The following is a 24,511-nucleotide window of genomic DNA, read 5'->3' as shown; positions in this document are numbered from 1 at the left end:
ACAATCTATATATGAACACCAATCATATGGACAGTAATCAAATGCAGGAACAAGAAATAGACCTGATTGAACTTTTCTACAAACTGTTGGCGCACTGGCGGTGGTTTCTGCTAGCTGCTGTGGTAGCACTTACCGGCGCATACATTTATGTACATGTAACCACTCCCGTCTATCAGGCAACGGCTTCTGTTGTCATCAAGGATTCGGAAGGAAGCAATAAGGCCATCGACGAGTTGTTTCAGAAAGTCGCTCCTTCTTCCCTCACCTCTGCAAATACACAGATTGAAGATGAAATGGAGATATTGCGTTCACGCTCTATCCTGCTACAAGTGATTAATGAGCTGAATCTGCATACAAAGTACAAGGTGAAAGATGGACTTTTCTATAATGAAACCACTATGCCGCCCATCATTGCTTCTATGGATAAAGCATCCATGGATACATTGAGCGGAACGTTGCTGATACAAGTGGAGAAGGCAGGTGAACGCTATACCGTGAGCAGTGCCTTGGACGATATATGTGTAACGGAGATTTTCACAGGTTTCCCTGCTTTTGTAGAAACTCCTGCCGGACGATGTACTTTAAGATTACTGCCCGGACATCAGTTTTCCGAAGCCATAAAGATAAGCATTTCCCGCCCTATCGATGCCGTGAACGATTATTCCGGTCAGCTGGTGGTCACTACTACTTCGAAGAAAACTTCCATCATCAGTCTGACCTTCAAGGATACGGATAAGGATCGTGCGGAATCCTTTCTTGCCAAGTTGATCGAAGTCTATAACCGGGATGCAATGGATGATAAGAATAAGGTGACAGGAAATACACTCATCTTTTTGGAAGAACGTTTGGACAGTATCAGCAACGAATTGGGATTTGTAGAAAAGCATCTGGAGCAATACAAACAAAAAGAACGTCTGAGCGATTTGAAAACCAACATGACTCTGGATCTGAATACAAACAATGAGTACGAAAAGAAGTTGCTGGATGTGGAGATGCAACTAAATATGACTAACTATATTTATAATTATCTATTGGATGATAAACACCGTTTCTCTCTACTACCGGTGAATACGGGTATCGCCGATACGGAGCTGATGCAACTGATTAACGAATATAACAAGGAACTGCTGGAACGTGAGCGGCTGATGAACACCATGAAGGCAGATAATCCGACGGTTGTTAATCAGGATATTCGCATTGATGCGCTGAGAAGAAATGTGGTGAGTTCTGTGGTCGGTGTAAAAGACGGACTCGGCATCGCGCGCACTGACATCCTACGTAAAACCGATTATTTCAACTCCCGTATCGGAAATATGCCGAAGCAGGAAAGGGAGTTCAATAACATAGACCGTCAACAGCAAATTAAGGCAAACCTATATCTGATGTTACTTGAACGGCGTGAACAGGCAACTATTTCTTTGGCAGCCACAATGAACAAAGCAAGAGTGATTGATGCTCCCCTATCTGCTGACAGATCGATAGCTCCGCGAAGTATGATGATCTATGCCGGAAGTCTGTTTCTGGCATGTGTTATGACGGCAGGAGTTATTTTGTTCGGAGGAATTTTCCGTACTAAAATTAGGTCGGTAGCAGAAGTTGAGAGTACACAAATCCCTGTGATGGGGATTATTCCTTATACCAAAGAAGGTGATCGCATTGAAGAAGGACAAAACGGTATCATGGAAGAATCTTTTCGCCGCATGAGAAGCCATCTGCGCTTTCTAACCGAAGATGGCGATAAAAAGTGTATCCTGATGACCTCCACTATCAGCGGAGAAGGAAAAAGTTTCATCAGCATCAATCTGGCTCTGACCTTTGCTTTTCTGGGATGCCGGGTACTGGTAGTAGGTCTGGATATCCGTCGTCCCAGACTGGCGGAGTACTTCGGAATAAAGAGTCATGTAGGTATGACCAGTTACCTTTCGGACAATGAGATAAAGCTGGAAGATATAATCTTCCCATCAGGGGTACACGAACAATTATTCGTTGCGCCTGCCGGACCTATCCCTCCTAATCCGGCAGAACTGTTGGAGAGAGCCCGATTGAAAGAAGCATTCGCGTATTTTCGTGAACAGTTTGATTATATCATTGTGGATTCGGCTCCGGTAAGATTGGTTAGTGATACACTGAGCCTAAGCAAGGTGACTGATTTCACACTCTATGTGTGCCGCATGAATTATACGCACAAGAATGTGTTGTCTGAAATTGTAGAGATACAGCGGTCAGGGCAACTGAACCAAATATCTTTGGTAGTGAATGCTGGTAATCTGGCGGAAAAGAAATATGGTTACGGATATGGCTACGGAGATAGTTATGGTTACAGAGATACTCATAAAAAGCATAAGTAATATACACTCATTTTTTCATCTCACTTTTTTTTCTCAATGAAGATACTGTTCCGGACTTTCATAGGTTAGGTAAAGTCCGGACGGTATTTTCTAAAACCACCACTTCTTCTTTTTGTCCTGTTCCGCAGGAATATTACCTTGCGTATAGATATCCCGGAACGTTTTATGTTCTTTAATCATCTGATAGATAAGTCCCCAATCGGGCAATCCGCCCAGATTGCGGTCGTCAATGAAAAGGTCTACTTTCAGTTTACGGGAAAATCCACAGTCCTGCTGCTTTTCTTCGGGATAATCACGATTGACAGCATAGAATTCCACTCCTCTTTCTTTGCACCAGGCAACGGCTTCTTCCAGAAGCTCACCTTCGCGCACACTCCATAAGATGAGCCTGTGCTGATCTTGCTGCAACAGCTTTAAGGCGTCCGTTGCAAAAGGGATTTCTTTACCGATACGGGGATAGCGATGTTCTACTATAGTTCCGTCAAAATCAACTGCTATTGTCATAGTTTTATGCTGAATAATTACAGAACAAAGATACGAATCTTATTGAGAAAACAAAGCGTTCTCTCCCTTTTACAATATGCAAATATAAAAGATATTTGCATATAATTTCATAAAAATGTACTTTTGCGTTTAATTTTTCACTAACAACATAATATTAGGATGACTCAATCACCCAAAAATGTATCTAAAGGGTTCACTAAAGCCTTTTGGGTAAGCAACACGGTCGAACTGTTCGAACGTATGGCGTATTATGCCGTTTTTATCGTTCTCACCATTTATCTTTCTTCTATTTTAGGCTTCAACGACTTTGAAGCGAGTATGATTTCCGGTTTATTTTCCGGTGGTCTTTATCTTTTGCCTATCTTCACGGGTGCCTATGCCGATAAAATAGGTTTCCGGAAATCCATGATTGTTGCTTTTTCGCTGCTGTCTGTCGGATATCTGGGTTTAGGAATTCTCCCTACCCTGCTGGAAGCTGCCGGACTAGTGGAATATGGCAAAGCAGCCCGTTTCACCGGACTGCCGGATAGCGATAGTCGCTGGATGATCGTTCCTGTACTGTTTGTTATCATGGTGGGCGGATCGTTTATCAAATCTATCATTTCGGCTTCGGTGGCAAAAGAAACTACGGAGGTAAACCGCGCACGCGGTTATTCCATCTTTTATATGATGGTGAATATTGGTGCATTTACCGGAAAAACAGTGATTGACCCGTTGCGGAATGTTATTGGAGATCAGGCGTATATCTATATCAACTATTTCTCTGCTACGATGACCATATTGGCATTGCTTTCCGTTGTTCTGCTCTATAAATCTACCCATACGGCAGGCGAAGGAAAAAGTATGCGTGAAATCGGTCAGGGCTTCCTGCGCATCATTACGAACTGGCGTCTGCTGATTCTTATCCTGATTATAACGGGATTCTGGATGGTGCAGCAACAGTTATACGCTACAATGCCTAAATATGTAATCCGTATGGCGGGCGAAACTGCTAAGCCGGGTTGGATAGCCAATGTAAACCCGTTTGTGGTGGTTTGCTGCGTTAGTTTCGTGACGCGTTTGATGGCGAAACGTTCGGCCATTACTTCCATGAATATCGGTATGTTCCTTATCCCATTTTCGGCTCTGCTGATGGCATGCGGTAACCTGCTTGGAAATGACGTGATAAGCGGAATGAGCAATATCACATTAATGATGATAGCGGGTATCGTGATACAGGCTTTGGCAGAATGTTTTATTTCACCGCGTTATCTGGAGTACTTCTCCCTGCAAGCGCCTAAGGGTGAAGAAGGTATGTATCTCGGATTTAGCCATCTTCATTCCTTCCTCTCTTCCATCTTCGGTTTTGGTATCGCCGGAGTATTGTTGACAAAATACTGTCCCGATCCTGTCCTCTTTGAGACTCGTGAAGCATGGGAGGCTGCCAGCGCAAATGCGCATTATATCTGGTACTATTTCGCCGCTATCGGCCTGATATCTGCACTGACACTGTTAGTATTTGCCAAAATCACCCAATCCATCGACAAAAAGAAGAAAGCCAAGGTCTGAATATCTCATTTTTTATGTATATTTGCCGTCACTTTGCCATAAAAGTGGCGGCTTTTTCTAAATTGAGGAGAACATAATGAAAGTAAAATTTATAAGCCTTGCGAGCGGAAGTAGTGGCAACTGCTATTATATAGGCACTGAAAAATACGGAATACTTATTGACGCTGGTATAGCGGTACGTACTATTAAGAAATCATTGAAGGAGGTGGGTGTCGGCATGGAGACGATACGCGCGGTATTCGTTACACACGACCACGCAGACCATATCAAAGCTGTAGGCGGACTGGGTGAGAAACTGCACATCCCTGTCTACACAACTGCACGTATCCACGAAGGAATCAATAAAAGTTATTGCATGACGGAGAAGCTCCACTCTTCCGTCCATTATCTGGAGAAAGAAGAACCGATGGTACTGGAAGATTTTCACATTGAGTCTTTCGAAGTTCCCCACGACGGTACGGACAATGTGGGTTATTGCATTGAAATCGATGGAAAAGTATTCTCGTTCCTTACCGACCTTGGTGAAATCACCCCTACTGCTGCCAAGTTTATCCGTAAAGCGAATTACCTGATACTGGAAGCTAACTATGATGATGAGATGCTGCGTATGGGTACATATCCGCAATATTTAAAGGAGCGCATCACCAGCCGTACGGGACACATGAGCAATATTGCAACAGCCGAGTTTCTGGCGGAAAATATCACGGAAAACCTGAAATATATCTGGCTTTGCCACTTGAGCAAAGACAATAATCATCCGGAACTTGCTTACAAGACGGTGGAATGGAAATTAAAGAGTAAAGGTATATTGGTAGGTAAGGATGTGCAACTCTGTGCTTTAAAGCGTAGCACTCCCTCCGATCTGTACGAGTTTGATTAAAAAAAGCCGCATTCATCGAAAAAAGATTTTATTTTGCTTGGATGAATAAAATAAAAGGACTACTTTTGCACCCGCAAATAAGAAATACGATGCACTCTTAGCTCAGTTGGTANNCTGACTCTTAATCAGTGGGTCCAGGGTTCGAATCCCTGAGGGTGTACGAAGATAAGGTTCTGAAAACAATTGAGTTTCAGAACCTTTTTTAATCTCACCTTGTTTCACTCTCATCATGAATAATTGGAAGAAAAAATTTATCATAATATGGAGCGGGCAACTATTTTCTATATTAAGTAGTTCCATCGCTCAGTTCTCTATCGTCTTATGGATTAGTCTCAAAACGGGTTCTGCGGAAGTTTTGTCCTTTGCCATGATCGCCGCCTTGTTGCCGCAAGCCTTGTTAGGGGCATTTGCAGGCGTATATGTGGATCGCTGGAACCGGAAATGGACTGTGATAGGTGCAGATAGTTTCGTTGCACTCTGTTCCGGTGTCATCGCTTTGTTATTTTACTTGGATGTAGTGGAATTGTGGCACATCTATATATTATTGGCGCTTCGTTCCATTGGTGGTTCGTTCCATTCACCGGCAATGAAATCATCTATTCCATTGCTGGCTCCGGAAAAGGAACTGACCCGTATTGCGGGAATTAACCAGGCTATCCAGTCTATTTGCAATATCGGTGGCCCTGCGTTGGGAGCGGTTCTGCTTCTGGCATTCGATATGAGTGTAGTCATGTTATTGGATGTGGCAGGCGCAATCATTGCCTGCACTTCCCTACTGTTTGTTTACATTCCGAATCCAAAGAAGGAAAATATCTCAGCTAAGAGTGTATTGAACGATATGCGCGACGGTTTCCATGTGATTATGCGCAACCGAGGAGTTAGTTGGGTGATGGTTACAGAAATCCTGATTACTTTCTTTGTGTTGCCGATAGTCGCCCTGATGCCGCTGATGACTTTGCATACTTTCTCCGGAACAGCTTATCAGATTAGTTTGATAGAAACACTTTTCGGGGCGGGTATGTTGGCTGGAGGGGCTTTATTGGGGATTTGGAATCCTAAGATTAGGAAGATACTGATGATTGCGTTCTCTTATGCGGTACTTGGTCTGGCATTGGCTATATGTGGTATGTTGCCCGGCAATGGGTATGTCTTTTTTGCCATACTGACAGTGGTACAAGGGCTTATCGTGCCATTTTTATCCGGTCCCTTTACCGCTCTATTGCAGACGCAGTTCAAACCGATTTATCTGGGACGTGTATTCTCGCTTTTCGACAGTATAAGTTTGTTCCCTTCTATCATCGGTTTGCTTGTCACAAGCTTTGTAGCCGACTCTTTGGGAATAGGCAACATATTTATATACTGTGGTTTTGCCATTGTGCTGACTGCAATTCTGATGATGTGTATTCCTTCTGTTAGAAATCTGGAGAAAGAGGAAATCAGGAAGAAAAAGTAAATGAAATGCCCCAAAAGTTAGATATAAAACTTTTGGGGGCATTTCATTTATAGTATTATTGCGCGTCTATACCTCTTTTTTTCAGCATCTCAAAGTCTTCTTTTCTCATTCCTATATCATCCAGTGGACGCGGTTCATTATGATCGTTCAGATAAACCCTCGATTTCTCTGTATAGAGAGGGCTGGTGACAGATAGACTGTCATTGCGGTACGGAGTTTCTATTCCGGCCAATTCCATCATGGTCTGGAAGAAAGAAATGCTGGAAGATATATTTTTCTGTCGGTTCATCGAAGCAGCTTTCTCTATCCCGGGATACTCTTCCCTATAACTGTCGGATGTCCACAGCAGGAGAGGTACGTGTAGCTGATAGTAGGACGGAACGGGGGATGCATGGAGAAACAAGTGTCGGCCATCGTCGAAGATATCTTCCCCATGGTCGGACGTGTAAAGCATACTGGCATCTACTTGCTGCTGCTTCAATAAGTGGATGATACGTGCCAGGAAATTATCCGTATACCGAATGGAATTGTCGTAGGCATTCATCAGGTTATCTTTGTATTTCACTTCTGCATCTACGGGGAAATCCGGTAAGAAGAAAGCAGCAGTTTCCGGATAACGTTCCCGGTAATTGAAGTGGGATCCATAGGTATGCAATACAATGAACTGTTTCCGATTTCCTTTCTCAAGTTCTTTTTCTACCAACATTAACAGTTCGTCATCCGAAGGATTGTATTGGGAATCCTGCGAATCTTCTTTGATAAAATCATAAGTATCCGCTTCCATTCCGAAGAAGTCGATGAAAGAATGATTATACCGCTGGTTTGAGAAGAAGGCTGTCTGGAAACCGGCTTCTTTGAAAGCGGTAATGACGCTTTTCCGATAATAAATGGAATCGAAATTCTGTGCAGAAACGGGAGAAAGCAGCATGGGTACACTCTTGTGCGTAGTATTCGATTCCGTCAGAACATGGCAGAAAGAAGTCACTCCTTCTATTTTAGAAAGTTCAGGGTTCGTATCCCGATCATAGTCGTAAAGACTCCAGTTCAGGGCGCGGGATGTCTCGCCCACTACCATAATATAAATTTCGCGCCTGTCTTCCGGATGGGAAGGCTGGGCGTTAAAAGTAAAGTTCTCTGATGTGCGGTGATACGTCCTTGTTTGGGCATTACGCTGGAATGCGAGTGCTACATTATAACACACGTTGGCAGGATACAAATCCGATTTCAGCTCGTAACGTTTATCCAGTCCATAAGCGGCACCCAATGAGATAAAGCCGATGAGTAAGGCAATCCATGCCTTGTCCCGTTCCCGACGGATAAATTCCAAAGATAATTTCCGCTTCTTTATAATGGAGATTGCAGCCAGAATCAATGCTGGTATATAAAGGATAATCACACTCACTAATGCCGGAACAAGATTATCCAGCAACTCCATGGCTTCACTTGAATTAGTGGTTACCAGGTTCAGGAACATATCCACAGCAATAATGGACTGTCCGAAGAGATAAAGCAGTACTATCTGGAAAGCTCCGAAGAAGATGAATAGGAAAAGGATCCAGAACATCTTTCCACAGTCCCTTGACAAAGTCATCAATAGATAATAGAAAGCAAATGGCAACAGTACATTACACACTTTTGCCACCACAGGCATCGGCTCTGTAAAACAGAGGATGATATTGGGTACTATCAGGATCAACAGAAACAGATAGAACAAATGCGCCTGATTTTCCAACCACTTCTTTATGTTTTTAAAAAGCTTCATTGATGTTGAATATAAATCCGGTCTGGCCTTTTCCAAACCCTAAATCTAACCTTACGTTTACTCTCTTTTTGAACTCCCACCGATAACCAAAACCATAATTAGGGAGGATATGTTTAACTTCGAAGCCGGAGAATTTTGGAAACACGGTTCCCGCTCCTGCCCATATAGCCATGCCATTTCGTTTCCAGACGTGCTGACGAAGCTCTATCTGCGCATCCATGGCACATTTATCACGGTAACGCCCTTCGTAATAACCACGCATGGAATAAGAACTTCCCAATGTTGCCATCAATCCCCAAGGTGGATCACCGTAATTCAGTAACGCATGGAATTGTCCTGCCAATATTCCCCCTTTCCATACAGGATGATAATAGCTGGTAGTCAGTTCTGTGCTGCTGAAAGCATATTTATTACCGAGGAATGCGGGACTGAATCGTTGGTCTATTCTCAGGTAATAGCCACTATAGGCATTTGTGAGGAAATCCCGTGAATCATAGAGTAATGAGAATCCGAGGCTTATATTGGCAGTCCGTGCTTTCATTCCTTCCCACAGTTCGGGCTTTTCAAAATCGTGGCCGTAGACATAATCAAAGACAGCCATCGGACCGATATAGAAGTTCCGCGCTACACGAGTCATGAAGTCTACCTTTACTTGTGCCTGGAAGCGCTCATAATCACTTTCATTATCGTCATTAGAACCGTTTTCATATCCTTTTCCCCAATACAAGCTGGGAAACGAATAGAAATAAAGATTGTAATTCAGACGGTATCTGTCTTGTGGAAAGAGATGATTTCCACGTACCCCCAACAAATAGAAACCTACCGTAGATATATCACCGTATAAAGATACATTAGATGGCGGAAGGATGGTATCATTCAGGTCTGTACGATATAATCCGGCGGCTACCAGACCGATGCCGAACTTGGTGTCACTGGAATAATGGGGTCCTCCGATAACGCTGAAGTCAAACTTCTTGTTTTTTTTCTCTTTGTTGGCATCATTAAAATAGTCCAGGAATTTCTTGAAAAAACTTTTCTTTTGTGGTAAAGTGTCAGTTACGGATACAGAAGATTCGACTGAAACATCTGCTCCTGTGGGGCCTTGTGCCCATATATCGGTGGCTATTAGTAATAACAGCACCGGTAGTACCCATTTCGTTAGTTTAGCGTCCATGATTATACCTGTAGAAAACTACGTCGGCAAATTTAGTTTTATTTTAACCATATAACAACAATTTTGTGAAGTGTTTTGTTCAAACTTCTTCCATTAAGAAAAAAGGGGGAAGAAATAAGAATTTCAGAACTTTATTCCCGTTTTAACGTTATCCTTTTAGAACGAATAACGAACTTCATTATGAAAACAAAAATGGATATCCCCGATAAAGAGGGACGAAAACGACTTGTGATTGTGGGTGGTGGCTTCGGTGGATTGAAGTTGGCACGCAAATTGAAAAGCGATAAATTCCAGATAGTGTTATTGGACAAGAATAATCATCATATTTTCCAACCCCTACTCTATCAGGTAGCAACCGCCGGTATTGAACCGAGTGCAATTTCTTTTCCTTACCGCAAGATATTTAAAAAGAGAAAACATTTCCATATACGTATTTGTGAGGCGCAACGGGTAATTCCCGAAGATAATATTCTGGAGACTTCTATTGGAGCTCTTTCATACGATTATCTGGTTGTCTCTACCGGATGCCGTACCAACTATTTTGGTAACGATGGGCTGTCTCAACGGACGATGGCCCTGAAGAATACTGCAGAAGCTTTGTTTAATCGTAACCAGATACTGGAAAGTTTTGAAAAGGCACAGAATACCAGTAATCTGGAGAAGAGAAAACACCTCATGACATTTGTCATTGTGGGTGGCGGTGCTACAGGTATAGAGCTTTCCGGTGCATTGGCGGAAATGAAAAAATTTGTACTTCCGCAGGATTATCCCGATCTTGATATGACCCTGATGCGTATTATTCTTGTGGATGGTGCTCCCCGCCTACTCTCTGCTTTCTCTGAAAAATCTTCAGAAGAAGTGGCAAATTACTTGTTAAAACGTGATGTGGAAATCAGAACTAATGTACAGGTAACGAATTATGAGAATGGAACGATGACACTGAGCGACAACAGTACCCTAGAAACAACAAATGTCTTTTGGGTTGCAGGTGTACGCGCCAACAGTATAGAGGGACTTGCAAAAGAGGCTTATGGTCCCGGTAATCGCCTCCTTGTAAACCTCTACAACTGTGTTCAGGGCTATACTAATATTTTTGCTATCGGTGATACTGCGCTTATGACTTCCAAGGAATACCCAAAAGGACATCCGCAAGTAGTTCAACCAGCCATTCAGCAAGCGCGTAATCTGATCCAGAATCTGGATAGAAAGGAACGGGGACTTGAGATGCAACCCTTTGTTTATCATAATAAAGGTTCCATGGCTACCATAGGACGCAATCATGCAGTTGTGGAACTGAAAAAACTTCGTTTCGGTGGTTTCCCCGCGTGGGCAGTATGGCTATTCATCCACTTAATGAGTATTGTCGGTGTAAAGAACCGTCTGTTTATCTTTGTAGACTGGATGTGGAGTTACTTTACATACGATCCTTCTTTAAGGGTTATTATTAGACCTTTGCGAAGAGATAAACCATAATGCCTTATTTTTCGTTATATTAAATATAAATGTTTAAAACAGACGACTATGCTTTACAAATTTTTATTCCCGTCTAAACCGGATGGAGCAGCAATATCTGCAATATTATTAATAGTGAGAATTATATTCGGTGTGTTATTAATGAACCATGGCATCGAGAAGTGGTCTAATTATCAGGAGTTATCCACTGTATTTCCTGATCCGCTGGGTGTGGGCAGTCCTCTTTCCTTGGGATTAGCCATATTCGGTGAATTGGCTTGTTCCATGGCATTTATCATTGGTTTCCTTTACCGTCTGGCAATGCTGCCGATGATATTTACAATGGGGATGGCATTCTTTGTCATTCACGGAAGCGATCCGTTTGCGGTCAAAGAACTGGCTTTCATATATCTGGTGGTATACGTGCTGATGTATATTATCGGTCCCGGAAAGTTTGCCGTAGACCACTGGCTGGGTAAGGCTTTGACTCCCCAAAAAGTTTAATTTTGCGGGGGCTGTTTAACTGAAAATTTGTTTTTGTCTCTTATTTAAGTGTATTTTTCATAAAAAGCACTTATATTTGCCCAGAGAAAAAGAGCAAAGAGTTAAATCAATAAACTCAGTAAAACAAAAGAAAGTAATTATGAAAAAGAGTAATTTGAATTTGGCTGCAACTGTGATGATTTGTGGCGCGTTTCTTTTCAGTTCTTGTATCGGTTCTTTCGGTCTGCACAGTAAATTGGTGAATTGGAACCAAAGTATTGGTACAAAGTTTGTTAATGAGCTTGTTTATCTGGCTTGTAACATTATCCCCGTATATCCTGTTTGCTATCTGGCAGATGCGTTGGTAATCAACTCCATTGAATTTTGGAGCGGTTCCAATCCGATGGCTAACGTGGGTGATGTGAAGAAAGTGAAAGGTGAAAACGGAAACTATCTCGTAAAAACATTGGAGAACGGTTACTCTATCACAAAAGAAGGTGAGACCACTGCTATGGAGCTGGTTTACGACAAAGAATTGAACACTTGGAATGTTGTTGCAGAAGGTGTTAGCACTGAATTGTTGCAAATGAACGGTGACGGTACTGCACAGATGTATCTGCCGAATGGTGAAGCAATGAATGTGACATTGGATGCACAAGGCGTAGCTGCTGCTCGTCAGGCAACGATGATCAACACTTATTACGCTGCACGCTAATTAAGAAAAGAATCTGAATATGCGGGCGGATGAGTAATCATTCGCCCGTTGCTTTTTATACCCTCCGTTTTTTTAGAATGGATAACCTACTGCAAAGTGGAAAGCAAAGTCACGTCCGAAGTCAGAACGCAGAATGGGATAACGATCCTTTCCCTTTTCAGGGTTAATAGCCTTCATACCACCATCAAAGCGAAGTACAAAGAAATCCAAATCTAGACGTAATCCCACACCGTAAGCTACGGCTATTTGCTTATAAAACTGGTCGAACTTGAATTTACCCCCCGGCTGATCCTGATATTCGCGAATCGTCCAGATATTTCCCGCATCTACAAACAAAGCACCTCTGAACTTCCAGAATAAACGTGTGCGGTATTCAATACTGGCATCCAGCTTGATGTCACCCGACTGGTTCATGAAGTTACCTTTTTCATCGGAGAAAGTACCAGGACCGAGACTACGTACCGACCATCCGCGTACACTGTTTGCTCCACCCGAGAAATAACGTTTCTCGAAAGGAATCATCCGTGCGTTTCCGTAAGGAATGGCAATACCTCCTCCAATATGAAATGCAATGGAGTTACGGTTATCAATGACGATGTTTTTGGCAAAGTCCAAGTCCCCCTTTATATATTGTGCATACGGAATATTCAAGATGGTATATTCGTCCTGATCGTTTTTCTTTAAATTGCTCATTTTAGAAAGCACATACAGGAGATTTCCTGCAGACTCAAAGTTGAAACGTACACTATAAGAATTACCAATCACCGCATTGTTCATCAATGCTTGTCCTGCGCTGTTATAGATATAGCTGTACCCGGTACGGACAATCAAACGGTCTTTATAGTTATACTCCAGCAGATAGTTCTTCTCATCGTTTAGGAAATTGTTTTTAAACTCGGGTTCTATCCACGGCATATACAAATAGTTGATGTCCAGTAAGTCTATACGATGCTGCGAACGTTGTCTCTGCAAGCCCCATTTATAACTCCATGAACCGGATGCAACGATGCGTGTAAACTCGGGACGCATCTGATAATTATATTGCAGCCCGAATTCCGTGGTTGCCCTTATCCTCCGCTTGAAGTCATTGGATATGAACGGAAACATGAAACGGGGAAAGTTTATACTGGTTTCTACACCAAGTTCCGTATAGTTGTCATTCTTATACCCTAAACCAGAAACAGCTTCGTAAGCTCCCCGAAGCTTAACCAAGAAAGTTTCGGAACCTCTGAATACATTGCGATTCTGAAAAGATACAGATGCCGCGGCACCCAAATCACCCGCAGAGTTCGTTCCCTCCAGTTCGAAAGATACAGACTGATGTTTGTTCTTCGTCAGCATAACATAGGCATTCAGCTTTGCGCTATCACTTACCTGTGTTTCGAAGAAACGTACATTGGTATATTTCAATACCGGCAGACGTCCGAAGTTAGAGTAAGTGCGCTGCACATCCTGTTCGTTGTAAAGATCTCCCGGAGTTATCCGCAAATTATCAGTCAATACTTTAGGACGCAGGTACAATTTATCCTTATAATATATGGGAAACCCTTTATAGTGTATCGAATCATTGATTTCCACACTACTGAGAGCTGAAGATTGCAGGACGTCATAGTCCGCAATGAAATTCACTTTATTAATCGTATACTGTGGATGGTCCTGCAATTCAGCACCGGAATGCTGTCTGTATCGTGCCAGATGCAAGGTCAGATCCACCTGATATGTGCCACGTACCGTATCCGCCGTATAAGAAATATAATCTTTGTTGAATTTATAATAACCGTTGCGAAGCAGGTTGCCCGTGATCCGTTGGCGTTCACTGTCCAGTATGTTGGCATTGAAGTACATACCTTCGGATAAATAGGTCAATGCAGAATCTTTCTGCATATATTCCCAGATTTTTTTATCCTGAACATCATATTTCAGGCTACGGACAATATACGGCTCTCCGGTGTTCACTTTATAAGCCAGTTTTACCTTTTTCTTCTTGATTTTGGGAACGTACTCTACGGTAGCACCCATATACCCCATATTCTGAACGGCTTTCGTCATTTCCTCCCGTGAACGTTCGGTTTCTTCCTTACTATAGATAACGGGGGCATCTCCCAGCCTGCGTAAAGCCCTGTTCACCCAGCGGGTAGAATCACGTCCCGACCAGTTGTAGACATACAACTGGGTTTTAATCAGACTAAACCATTTGGAGTTCGGATTTTGCCGCACATATATGGACAAATTAGAAGGCTTCACATTTTTATTATCAGTATGTATGCGCACTTCATCCAGCAAGTATGAACCATCCGGCACATATTTGGTGGTCGAGCAGGAAGCTAATGTAAGTATGGCAGCAGTAAGTAGTGCGTAGTGGAAGCCTTTCTTCATACCAGAATTAATAAATTGCGCATAATTGACTACAAATATAAATCTATTTTTTCTTTTCCGAAATAAAAAACCGGATGAAGTGTGTTCCGTTTTTTGATTATATAGAAATAATCACGTACTTTTGCCAAACGATAACATTTAAGCTATGGCACTGAGCAAAAACCGCATCAAATATATCCACTCGTTGGAGCTGAAGAAGAATCGTAAAACAGAAAAAGTCTTTCTGGCAGAGGGTCCTAAACTGGTAGGAGATTTGTTAGGACATTTTCCCTGCCGCTTTCTGGCAGCGACGCCCGAATGGTTATCGCAACATCCCAAGCTTCCGGTAGAAGATGTTTCGGAAGTGTCTGATGAAGACCTTTCCCGTGCCAGCTTATTGAAAACTCCCCAACAGGTACTTGCCATATTCGAGCAGCCGGAATATGAAACGGATGCTTCCGTCATCAGCCACTCGCTTTGCCTGGCGTTGGACGATGTGCAAGATCCGGGAAATCTGGGTACTATCATTCGTCTGGCAGACTGGTTTGGAATAGAGCATATCTTCTGTTCCCCGAACACCGTAGATGTATATAATCCAAAGACGGTTCAAGCCACCATGGGAGGCATTGCCCGTGTGAAACTGCACTATACTCCCCTGCCCGACCTCATTCAAAGCCTGAAGGATATACCAGTTTACGGCACTTTCCTCGATGGAGAAAATATGTACACACAGAAATTATCATCCAACGGATTGATTGTGATGGGTAATGAAGGCAACGGAATCGGGAAAGAAGTGGAGCAACTCATTAACCGCAAACTTTATATTCCCAATTATCCCGCAGAGAGGGAAACGTCCGAGTCACTGAATGTGGCAATTGCTACCGCAGTGGTCTGTGCCGAGTTCCGTCGACAGGCAGCATCGTTGTAAAATCGAAAGGATAAAGTAGATAAGCATTTATTCCGGAAGGAAACGTTTCTTGGCAGAAAATTTCCGGAAGTTCCTGTAATACTTCATTTGCTTTCTGAAATATACCGGAGTACCCTTCGGAAATATCTTCTTCATTATTCAATAAAGCAATGACTCCGGGAAACCATTCCACTCCTTCAATCTCCTCTGTCAAGGAAAAGGCGGACACAACTTGTCCTTCTTCCACCCCTACCACATATTGTTTGAGATAACCATGTCCGGGCAGAAAAATAAAGTGTGAAGCAAATCGTTTGATCATCAGGGGTTATCTTTACGGAATTGAACGTGCTCTGGATTATCCAACTTCTTCAGTGTAGGTTCCGAAGATGGACGAGGACGGGCAGCATCACGTCTGCGCGGATTATCATTTATCTTCTCTTCCACAGGTTTCAGTTCCTCTTTCTTGAGTTCCTGAGGTTCTATTTTCTCTGTCTTAACAGAATCTTTCTGAATAGAATCATTCTTAGCAAACGACAGTGTATCCGTAGCATGATAACGCATCAGTGAAATGCGGTCGGTCAGCAATGTACGGGTAGCCTGTGCTGCGGGATAATAGATGTACCCGCGTATTTCCCGGATTTCTCCCAACGTATCGGCAAAGAGGGAAACCGTTTCCATACCCGATTTGTATACTTTCTGAATATCACTGATTATGCTGTCTTTATAGACAATCTGCATAGCCATGACGGGAGCATATAAGGAATCAGGCGCACCGTTGTGGAAGCGAAAACGAACGTTCCACCGCAAAGTATCGCGGTCTTTAAAGTTGGTATCTGAGGGTAATACGAAAGTAATCTTGTTGTCCATCGGCATACCTGTCAGCTGATAGATACGTTGCCATGCCCATACATCAATACTGTCCCCCGGAAGACTTTCCTTCGGTTTATTGTCACGTATGGCAATTAAATGATTGACAACATCCCGCTCCGCTTTCAGCCTTGCATTTACTTTCTCATAAATCTTGGTGAGTACTTCCGGATTACGCGTGAACCAAACCATTGAAGAGTCAAATTCGGCTTGCGTAATACCATGTTTTTTAAACACCGATTCAATGTACAACACCCTTTTATAGCCATCGGTATAAGGGACTTCTTCCCCCATAGCCTTTGCTATATGGTAGTCATAAAGCACATTTTCCATCTTAGCATCCGATATAACCACCTTCGGTCTTTTCACCTGACAGGCTGTCAAACAAAATGCTAACAGGAATATGCTAAACCATTGAATTCGATGCAGACCTTTCATGATTTCTTTATTGCATGATAAGAGTCATTCAAATATTTGCTGTAAAATAATAACAGGGCAATGATACCACAACTGATAGCGGCATCGGCAAGGTTGAATATCGGGCTGAAGAATATGAAATGATCCCCACCTACAAACGGCATCCATTGAGGCCAGTTCGTATCAATGATAGGGAAATAGAACATATCCACCACCTTTCCGTAGAACAAAGGAGCATATCCTCCGCCTTCCGGCAGGAATGAAGCTATCTGCGAATGTGTACTCTCATTGAACAACACACCATAGAACACACTATCGATGATGTTACCCAACGCTCCTGTAAGAATAAGAGATACGCATACGATATAACCTGTCTTCAAGCCCTGCTTGATTATTCTCGTTAAATACCACCCTATCGCTCCTACTGCAACAATACGGAACAAGGTAAGGAATAACTTACCGAAAATCTCCATACCGAACGCCATACCGTTATTCTCGGTAAAGTAAATATAAAACCATGTAGGCGGTTCTGCATCTACCATGCCCAGCTTCTCATAAAGCCATTTTATGGCGTTTTCGCTCTGATGCCAATACATGTGAGTCTTGACATAGATCTTGATTATCTGGTCAGCAATTAATACCGAGAAAATAACGAGCAGCGCAATGCGACCTTTCGTGAGGTATTTGTTCATCCTTACTTCTTACCGTTATTTTTGGCCTCAATGCTCAGTGTAGCATGAGGCACAGCACGTAAACGTTCGGCAGGAATCAACTTACCTGTTTCACGGCAAATACCATACGTTTTGTTCTCGATGCGTACCAATGCGGCCTGCAAACCCTGGATAAACTTCAACTGACGTTGAGCCAGGCGTGTCGTTTCTTCTTTGGACAAGGTGTTGGCACCTTCTTCCAAAACTTTGTACGTAGGAGACGTATCGTCGGTATCATTACCATCGGCTCCGGTTAAACTGGCTTTCAGCAATTCGTAATCGCGCTGTGCCAATTCTAACTTCTCATTAATAATGGCGCGGAATTCTTCCAATTCAGCATCCGAGTATCTTGTTTTTTCTGCCATAACTTTACGTGTTAAATCGTTAGTATTATTATTCTTTTACAACGCTTACGTACAGGGAGAAATCGTCAAAGTTAAGTTCCGTGCCGTTTTCCACCTCATCGGTCAGCGTCAGTGAGGTTCCTAAAACCTGGTTACAAATATAGTCTTTATATTCGTTTACCGCATCATCTGTTTGCTGATTTTTTGATAATGTAATCTTTATTTTGTCTGTTATCTCCAAACCGCTTGATTTGCGAATATTTTGAATACGGTTAACCAGTTCACGGGCAATACCTTCGCGGCGAAGCTCTTCTGTTACGGTTACATCCAAGGCAACAGTCAGCTTTCCTTCGTTGGCAACCAGCCATCCCGGAATGTCTTCGCTGAAGATTTCTACGTCAGTAGCTTCCACAAGCACATCCGTACCATCCAGTTGCAAAGTATAAGAACCATTCTTTTCCAGTTCAGCGATAGCTTCCTGTGACATTTCTGCTACAGCAGCAGCTACGGCTTTCATCTGTTTGCCAAATTTCGGTCCCATCTTCTTGAAGTCACATTTCACTTTCTTCACCAGCACACCGGCGGCACCATCTACGAACTTGATATCCTTCACGTTCACTTCGCTCATGATAAGTGCCTTTACAGCTTCGATGTGGGCACGTTGTTCCTCGTCTACTACCGGTATCATGATACATTGTAGCGGCTGGCGTACTTTGATATTCACCTTGCGGCGCAAAGCCAATACCATAGAAGTTACGTCTTGTGCCATTTGCATGCGGACTTCCAGTTCCTTGTCTATCATTTCCTCCTTATATTCGGGGAATTTAGCCAAGTGTACGGATACCACGTTGTCGCGTCCCGTTGCAGTAACCAAGTCCATATAGAGCTTGTCGGCATAGAACGGAGCGATGGGCGACATCAATTTGGCAACGGTTTCCAGACAAGTGTACAGAGTCTGGTAAGCAGATAACTTATCCTGCGTAAATTCACCACCCCAGAAACGTTTACGGTTCAGACGAACATACCAGTTGGAGAGGTTGTCATTTACGAAGTCGGATATCAGACGTCCGGCCTTTGTCGGCTCGTATTCGCTATAGCAAGTATCCACTTCTTTCACCAGTGTATTCAGTACAGAGAGTATCCAACGGTCGATTTCAGGGCGTTCAGCCATCGGCACGTCAGCTTCCTTGTATTCGAATCCGTCTACATTGGCGTAGAGTGAGAAGAAAGAATACGTATTATATAATGTACCGAAGAATTTACGACGAACTTCTTCGATGCCGTCTACGTCGAATTTCAGGTTATCCCACGGAGAAGAATTGGTGATCATGTACCAGCGCAAGGGGTCGGACCCGTATTTCTCGATAGTTGAGAAAGGATCTACACCATTGCCCAGACGCTTGGACATCTTGTTACCATTCTTGTCAAGTACCAATCCGTTAGAGATAACAGCCTTGTAGGAGATAGTATCGAATACCATTGAAGCGATTGCATGGAGCGTAAAGAACCAACCGCGAGTCTGATCCACACCTTCGGCGATAAAGTCGGCGGGGTAAACCTGATGGCTATCCAGCAATTCTTTGTTCTCGAACGGATAGTGGATTTGTGCATACGGCATGGCACCGGAATCGAACCATACGTCTATCAGGTCCGCTTCACGCTTCATGGGCTTGCCGTCTTTGGATACGAGGATGATATCATCCACATACGGACGGTGCAAGTCTATCTTATCATAATTTTCTCCATTGTACTCACCGGGTACGAAACCTTTATCCTTATAAGGATTGGACTTCATGAATCCGGCAGCTACGGATTTCTCTATTTCATTATAAAGCTCTTCAACCGAACCGATGCAGATTTCCTCGCTGTTGTCTTCCGTGCGCCAAATAGGCAGCGGAGTACCCCAGTAACGTGAACGACTCAGATTCCAGTCATTCAGATTTTCCAGCCACTTGCCAAAACGTCCCGTACCGGTGCTTTCCGGTTTCCAGTTGATCGTCTTGTTCAGATCTATCATACGGTCTTTGCAAGCGGTAGAGCGGATGAACCAGCTATCTAACGGATAATACAATACCGGTTTGTCCGTACGCCAGCAGTGCGGGTAATTGTGCACATGCTTCTCTATCTTGAACGCTTGGTTATTGGCTTTCATCATCATGCAGAGACTTACGTCTAGACTCTCGTCCTGATCTGTCAGATTCGGGTCGTAAGCATTCTTCACGAAACGGCCTGCATATTCCTTATATAAGTCTACGTTTACGCGCTCTTTCACGAAGTTCTCATCCAGTTCGTCCAATTTATAGAACTTACCGGTCAGGTCCACCATCGGGCGGAGTTCACCTTTCTTATTGATGAGTTGCAACGGCGGAACACCGGCGGCTTTCGCTACCTGGGCATCGTCGGCACCGAATGTCGGAGCGATATGTACGATACCTGTACCGTCTTCCGTAGTCACATAGTCACCTGAGATTACGCGGAATGCACCTTCACCCGGATTCACCCAAGGTATCAGTTGCTCATATTCCATACCTACAAGTTCCGGACCTTTATATTCTCCTACAATTTTGAACGGTATCAGCTTATCTCCCGGTTTGTAATCTTCCAGGGCGATGTCTTCCGCTTTCTTATTGAAGTGCGTGTAGAGCAAAGCTTTGGCAAGTACAACGGTGATTTTCTCTCCGGTGTATCCATTGTAACTTTGTACGGCTACATAATCTATCTTCGGGCCTACGCAAAGCGCGGTATTTGAAGGTAATGTCCAGGGAGTCGTGGTCCATGCTAAGAAGTACGGAGTTCCCCACTCTGCCATTTCCGGCTTCGGGTTCTTCATCTTAAATTGTGCCACACAGGTCACATCCTTCACGTCGCGATAACAACCGGGCTGGTTCAATTCGTGTGAGCTCAGACCTGTTCCGGCAGCGGGAGAATAAGGCTGTATGGTATATCCTTTATAAAGATACCCTTTCGTATAGAGTTGCTTTAACAGCCACCACAAGGTTTCGATGTAGCGGTTGTCGTAGGTAATATAAGGATCGGTCATGTCTACCCAATACCCCATCTTGTGAGTCAGATCTTCCCATTCTTTGGTGAATTTCATCACATCTTTGCGGCAGGCAGCGTTATAGTCGGCTACGGAGATCGTTTTACCGATATCTTCCTTGGTGATACCCATTGCTTTTTCCACCCCCAGTTCCACAGGAAGTCCGTGTGTGTCCCATCCGGCTTTACGTTTCACCAGGAAACCTTTCATGGTTTTGTAACGGCAGAAAATATCTTTGATGGAGCGAGCCATTACGTGGTGAATGCCCGGCATACCGTTGGCAGAGGGCGGTCCTTCATAAAAAACGAAAGAAGGACAGCCTTCACGTTCTGTCATACTCTTGGCGAAAACCTGGTTCTCGTCCCATTTCTTCAACACTTCCGCGTTTACCTTTGAGAGGTCGAACTGCGAATATTCGGCAAACTTCTTACCCATCTTATTTGCAATTTAACTATTTACAATTTAACGATTAAGGGGGTACTTTGAGACGTGCTAAAGCGACCCTCCTTATTTTAAGGGTGCAAAGTTACAAAAAAGTTAGAGAAAAGATATTATTGAATAGAAAAAAACTATTTTTGCCTGTCGTAATTGATTATTCACCAAAACATCAAAAATAATAGTATGGACAAAGATCTAAAAAAGGTTGTGGTGCTTCTGGCACACCCCAACATGGAAAACTCACAAGCCAATAAAGCCCTGTTTGATGCCATAAAGGAAATGGATGATGTGGCTATTTTCAATTTATATGAGATGCCGGATGAGAATATCCTTAATATGGATGCATGGAGCCGGATTATATCTCATGCCAATGCAGTGATATATCAATTCCCATTTTATTGGATGTCGGCACCGTCTTTATTAAAGAAATGGCAGGACGGGATATTTACCTATTTGGCAAAAACTCCGGCAGTAGCTGGTAAGCCTTTACTGGTAGCCACCACTACCGGTTCCGAATTTGATGCGTACCGAAGCGGAGGAAGAAACCGCTTCACGGTGGATGAACTTTTGCGTCCTTATCAGTGTGGTGCTGTACATGCAGGAATGATATGGCAGACTCCTTTTGTGGTGTATGGTATGGGAACACCCGATGCGGAAAAGAATATTGCCTTAGCAGCGGACCTTTATAAAAAACAGGTGATGGCACTTATCGGGAAAGATAAATCGGAAGATAGCTGGTAAAATGTCGGTCGAAACACTTGATTTTGCTTTTACAATGTTGTATCTTTGTAAAAGTTTTAAGCTAAGTTTTATTATAAACCTAAACCCTTGGTGAAATGACAAAAGTTATTCTTTCTTTTTGGAGCACTTTTGGATGGTGCGTTAATTTGACAAATATTTCATCTAAGACAGGCTGTCTACCAAATACCGATGGGCGGTTTATTCGATAACAAATTAAATTGATTATAGTTATTTCAGACATTTCGTTTTTGGAATAATAATAGGCAAAAAAGAAGATAAGGTGGTATTTCCTCACAAGGATTTTCCACCTTTTTTGTTGACATATATTCAACTTGAGGTTTAAAGCTCATTTCTACACTGTTAATAAACGTTGGATACGTTCTTAAAAAACGTTTCGGTTATTCTTTAAAAACGTTGTTTGCGGTTATTAATAAGACTTTTTACTTGTCATGATTTCAGAGCATTTTATGGACTTAATTCATTTCTCTAAAAGAAATCATTTATTTATGAAATGCGTAGGAGAAAAGAAAGAGTTTTTTCAAGAGAGCATTGGTAGTTTATTTATTAACGTCAGTTTACCTCGTTCAAGGTAAAAACAAGTTCCAGTTATTATCTTTTCCTGATTGAAATTTGTCCTTTCTCTGTCACATCCGTAACTTTGCAAATCAAAAAATCCGATATGAAGCTCGGAAATCCGCACATGGCTTATAATAGCCGTTGTAATCCTACTAATAATCGTTGGCACGCTTCCGGTGGCAGGAATTGGGATAATCTGGAAATGATTCGCCAAGCTATCGAAAAAGAATGGGCAATTAAAAATAAGAACTAAAAAGACTCTGCCGTTATCTCAGGATATCACATTTCTTGTATGAATTCTTGAAATGAGAGTAGATGATTATCACAATATCCTCTTTTTTTTGTATCATTGCAAGTATAATTCTCAAAAGAACATACTATTATGAAAACTAGATTTTTATTATTTGCCGTATTTCTATTGGTTTATAGCACTGCATTCAGTCAGGAGGCTGATAATGCGAAGTATATCGAAGTTACTGGAACTTCGGAAATAACTCTTGTGCCCGACGAGATTCATTATCTTATCGAGATTAAAGAATATTGGGAAGAGGAATTTGACGGAAAGTCCAAACCGGAGAATTATCGGACTAAAGTGCCATTGATCGGAATAGAGAGAAATTTGAGAGCTGCCTTGCGAAAGATTGGGATTCCGGAAGACGCCATCCGTACACAAGAGGTAGGTGATTATTGGCGTGAACGCGGATTTGAATTCCTGGTATCTAAACGGTTTGATATTACGTTGACCGATTTTAGTCAGATTGATGAGATTCTAAAGGTTATCGATATGAAAGGCATCAGCTACATGCGCATCGGAGAACTGAAGAATAAAGATATGCAGGTTTATCGGCAACAAGGTAAGATAGAGGCACTGAAAGCTGCACAAAAGAAAGCAGGATATTTGGTGGAAGCATTAGGCAAACGCCTGGGAGATGTCATCCGCATTGTCGAACCGCAGGAAAGTGCAGGTTATCCCCGGTATTTTGCAGCTCAGAGCAATGTGAGTTCATCACAGTCAGAAGCTTACGATGCTTTCCGTACGATAAAACTGAATTATTCGATGCTGGTGAGATTCGAGATAAAGTAGAAATAAAAAGATTTATTTCTTTTGTTACTGTGGCATTAAAGTGTAACTTTGTACAAAACGTTATGTTATGGGAAAAGTAAAAGAGTCAGCTGCAACTTACTATAGCCGTCCGATGCTGAATGCCTTGCGCAATCACATAAAAGACAGAATAGAACAAATGGACGATGCCGTGCTATTGTCTAAAATCAGCAGCATGCTCGATAAAGATGAGGAAAGCTTTGAGGAGCGTTATCAACGTGCCAAAGAATTTGCATATACACATCTTGACAGGGAATTTGCAGAAGAACTTGAAAAAGAGAATTTTCTGATAGGCAAACCTATACCCTGCCAATATACTGATGAGGAATTTGAAAAAGAATCAAAACAGTCAGAAGCCAGCGGTATTGCTACTGATGAAGAAGTAAAAGCCGCTTTCAATTTATGGCTGAACTTAAAGTAATCTGGACAAAGCGGGCACTTGCCGTATTTCAAAAGACTGCATATTGGTATGCTGTAAATCTGGGAATACAATTCGCTGTCACCTTTGCAAAGAATGTAGATGAAGCGATGTGCAAGATTTTATTAATGCCCACTGTTGGCCAGCTCGAAAAACGTGGAAAAGACAAGAAATATAGGTCTATTCTATCTCATCCTCTATGTAGAATTTATTATTGGTACAATAATACGGAAATACATATTGTCTGGCTACGTTTCAATAAAATGAATAAATAATC

General features: G+C 42.6%; 22 protein-coding genes and 1 tRNA gene. 14 read left to right on the top strand and 9 right to left on the bottom strand.

Features of this window, described 5'->3' with window-relative positions:
* The first annotated feature begins 11 nt into the window (after positions 1 to 11).
* Complete coding sequence (locus tag BWI44_RS15445; protein ID WP_195209425.1) at positions 12 to 2,348, top strand: GumC family protein; 2,337 nt, start codon at positions 12 to 14, stop codon at positions 2,346 to 2,348.
* 90 nt (positions 2,349 to 2,438) lie between these two features.
* On the opposite strand, the gene BWI44_RS15440 is transcribed toward BWI44_RS15445, so the two are convergent.
* Positions 2,439 to 2,852, bottom strand: a complete 414-nt coding sequence (locus BWI44_RS15440; RefSeq protein ID WP_195209426.1) for a BT0820 family HAD-type phosphatase — start codon at positions 2,850 to 2,852, stop codon at positions 2,439 to 2,441.
* Positions 2,853 to 3,011: 159 nt separating this feature from the next.
* Here BWI44_RS15440 and BWI44_RS15435 point away from each other — a divergent pair, with 159 nt between their 5' ends.
* From BWI44_RS15435 to BWI44_RS15420, 4 genes are all read left to right on the top strand, one after another.
* Positions 3,012 to 4,400, top strand: a complete 1,389-nt coding sequence (locus tag BWI44_RS15435) for an MFS transporter (RefSeq protein WP_118294724.1) — start codon at positions 3,012 to 3,014, stop codon at positions 4,398 to 4,400.
* Positions 4,401 to 4,476: 76 nt separating this feature from the next.
* Entirely contained in the window at positions 4,477 to 5,280 is an 804-nt protein-coding gene (locus tag BWI44_RS15430) for an MBL fold metallo-hydrolase (RefSeq protein ID WP_118294723.1), read from the top strand.
* Between the two features lie 91 nt (positions 5,281 to 5,371).
* Positions 5,372 to 5,440, top strand: a tRNA-OTHER gene (locus BWI44_RS15425).
* A gap of 69 nt (positions 5,441 to 5,509) precedes the next feature.
* Positions 5,510 to 6,733: an MFS transporter gene (locus BWI44_RS15420; protein WP_195209427.1), complete on the top strand. Its 1,224-nt coding sequence runs from the start codon at positions 5,510 to 5,512 to the stop codon at positions 6,731 to 6,733.
* Between the two features lie 55 nt (positions 6,734 to 6,788).
* Here the strand turns inward: BWI44_RS15420 and BWI44_RS15415 are convergent, their stop codons facing one another.
* Both BWI44_RS15415 and BWI44_RS15410 read right to left on the bottom strand, forming a co-directional pair.
* On the bottom strand, positions 6,789 to 8,495 hold the full coding sequence (locus tag BWI44_RS15415; RefSeq protein WP_195209428.1) for a phosphoethanolamine transferase family protein: 1,707 nt from the start codon (positions 8,493 to 8,495) through the stop codon (positions 6,789 to 6,791).
* A complete protein-coding gene (locus BWI44_RS15410) occupies positions 8,482 to 9,669 on the bottom strand; it encodes a BamA/TamA family outer membrane protein (protein ID WP_182424486.1) in 1,188 nt (395 codons plus the stop codon). Before BWI44_RS15410 ends, BWI44_RS15415 begins: the two co-directional genes overlap by 14 nt.
* A 180-nt stretch (positions 9,670 to 9,849) precedes the next feature.
* On the opposite strand from BWI44_RS15410, the gene BWI44_RS15405 reads away from it, so the two are divergent.
* From BWI44_RS15405 to BWI44_RS15395, 3 genes are all read left to right on the top strand, one after another.
* Positions 9,850 to 11,142 carry an NAD(P)/FAD-dependent oxidoreductase gene (locus tag BWI44_RS15405; protein ID WP_195209429.1) on the top strand — a complete coding sequence of 431 codons (1,293 nt, stop codon included), beginning with the start codon at positions 9,850 to 9,852 and terminating at the stop codon, positions 11,140 to 11,142.
* Positions 11,143 to 11,190: 48 nt separating this feature from the next.
* The gene (locus tag BWI44_RS15400) at positions 11,191 to 11,625 is read left to right on the top strand and encodes a DoxX family protein (RefSeq protein ID WP_117706396.1); all 435 of its coding nucleotides are present in this window, start codon (positions 11,191 to 11,193) and stop codon (positions 11,623 to 11,625) included.
* Positions 11,626 to 11,764: 139 nt separating this feature from the next.
* Positions 11,765 to 12,319 carry a DUF3332 domain-containing protein gene (locus tag BWI44_RS15395; RefSeq protein ID WP_007218478.1) on the top strand — a complete coding sequence of 185 codons (555 nt, stop codon included), beginning with the start codon at positions 11,765 to 11,767 and terminating at the stop codon, positions 12,317 to 12,319.
* A 72-nt stretch (positions 12,320 to 12,391) separates the two neighbouring features.
* On the opposite strand, the gene tamL is transcribed toward BWI44_RS15395, so the two are convergent.
* A complete protein-coding gene (tamL, locus tag BWI44_RS15390; protein ID WP_195209430.1) occupies positions 12,392 to 14,695 on the bottom strand; it encodes a translocation and assembly module lipoprotein TamL in 2,304 nt (767 codons plus the stop codon).
* 145 nt (positions 14,696 to 14,840) lie between these two features.
* Here tamL and BWI44_RS15385 point away from each other — a divergent pair, with 145 nt between their 5' ends.
* Positions 14,841 to 15,602: a TrmH family RNA methyltransferase gene (locus BWI44_RS15385; RefSeq protein WP_138292280.1), complete on the top strand. Its 762-nt coding sequence runs from the start codon at positions 14,841 to 14,843 to the stop codon at positions 15,600 to 15,602.
* On the opposite strand, the gene BWI44_RS15380 is transcribed toward BWI44_RS15385, so the two are convergent.
* Genes BWI44_RS15380 through ileS form a run of 5 tightly spaced genes read right to left on the bottom strand, consistent with a single transcriptional unit; the run spans position 15,553 to position 21,394 of the window.
* The gene (locus BWI44_RS15380) at positions 15,553 to 15,900 is read right to left on the bottom strand and encodes a hypothetical protein (RefSeq protein ID WP_195209431.1); all 348 of its coding nucleotides are present in this window, start codon (positions 15,898 to 15,900) and stop codon (positions 15,553 to 15,555) included. The genes BWI44_RS15385 and BWI44_RS15380 overlap by 50 nt on opposite strands.
* Complete coding sequence (locus BWI44_RS15375) at positions 15,900 to 16,886, bottom strand: DUF4296 domain-containing protein (RefSeq protein ID WP_117691409.1); 987 nt, start codon at positions 16,884 to 16,886, stop codon at positions 15,900 to 15,902. Before BWI44_RS15375 ends, BWI44_RS15380 begins: the two co-directional genes overlap by 1 nt.
* On the bottom strand, positions 16,883 to 17,557 hold the full coding sequence (locus BWI44_RS15370) for a lipoprotein signal peptidase (RefSeq protein ID WP_007662715.1): 675 nt from the start codon (positions 17,555 to 17,557) through the stop codon (positions 16,883 to 16,885). Before BWI44_RS15370 ends, BWI44_RS15375 begins: the two co-directional genes overlap by 4 nt.
* A 2-nt stretch (positions 17,558 to 17,559) precedes the next feature.
* Positions 17,560 to 17,940, bottom strand: a complete 381-nt coding sequence (locus BWI44_RS15365) for a TraR/DksA family transcriptional regulator (RefSeq protein WP_007218473.1) — start codon at positions 17,938 to 17,940, stop codon at positions 17,560 to 17,562.
* 28 nt (positions 17,941 to 17,968) lie between these two features.
* A complete protein-coding gene (ileS, locus tag BWI44_RS15360) occupies positions 17,969 to 21,394 on the bottom strand; it encodes an isoleucine--tRNA ligase (protein WP_195209432.1) in 3,426 nt (1,141 codons plus the stop codon).
* A gap of 186 nt (positions 21,395 to 21,580) precedes the next feature.
* Here ileS and BWI44_RS15355 point away from each other — a divergent pair, with 186 nt between their 5' ends.
* From BWI44_RS15355 to BWI44_RS15335, 5 genes are all read left to right on the top strand, one after another.
* Positions 21,581 to 22,138 carry an NAD(P)H-dependent oxidoreductase gene (locus tag BWI44_RS15355; RefSeq protein WP_195209433.1) on the top strand — a complete coding sequence of 186 codons (558 nt, stop codon included), beginning with the start codon at positions 21,581 to 21,583 and terminating at the stop codon, positions 22,136 to 22,138.
* A 679-nt stretch (positions 22,139 to 22,817) separates the two neighbouring features.
* On the top strand, positions 22,818 to 22,967 hold the full coding sequence (locus BWI44_RS15350; RefSeq protein ID WP_171032159.1) for a hypothetical protein: 150 nt from the start codon (positions 22,818 to 22,820) through the stop codon (positions 22,965 to 22,967).
* 129 nt (positions 22,968 to 23,096) lie between these two features.
* Positions 23,097 to 23,798 carry an SIMPL domain-containing protein gene (locus BWI44_RS15345; RefSeq protein WP_286814968.1) on the top strand — a complete coding sequence of 234 codons (702 nt, stop codon included), beginning with the start codon at positions 23,097 to 23,099 and terminating at the stop codon, positions 23,796 to 23,798.
* Between the two features lie 67 nt (positions 23,799 to 23,865).
* A complete protein-coding gene (locus BWI44_RS15340) occupies positions 23,866 to 24,237 on the top strand; it encodes a hypothetical protein (protein WP_118422618.1) in 372 nt (123 codons plus the stop codon).
* Entirely contained in the window at positions 24,219 to 24,509 is a 291-nt protein-coding gene (locus tag BWI44_RS15335; protein ID WP_138292285.1) for a type II toxin-antitoxin system RelE/ParE family toxin, read from the top strand. The genes BWI44_RS15340 and BWI44_RS15335 overlap by 19 nt, the downstream gene beginning before the upstream one ends.
* The last annotated feature ends 2 nt before the right edge of the window (positions 24,510 to 24,511 follow it).

The sequence above is a fragment of the Bacteroides sp. Phil13 genome (assembly GCF_001940965.1).
Classification (GTDB): domain Bacteria; phylum Bacteroidota; class Bacteroidia; order Bacteroidales; family Bacteroidaceae; genus Bacteroides; species Bacteroides intestinalis.
The sequence above is the reverse complement of the archived record's forward strand: the minus strand, read 5'-3'. Positions and strand labels throughout refer to the sequence as shown.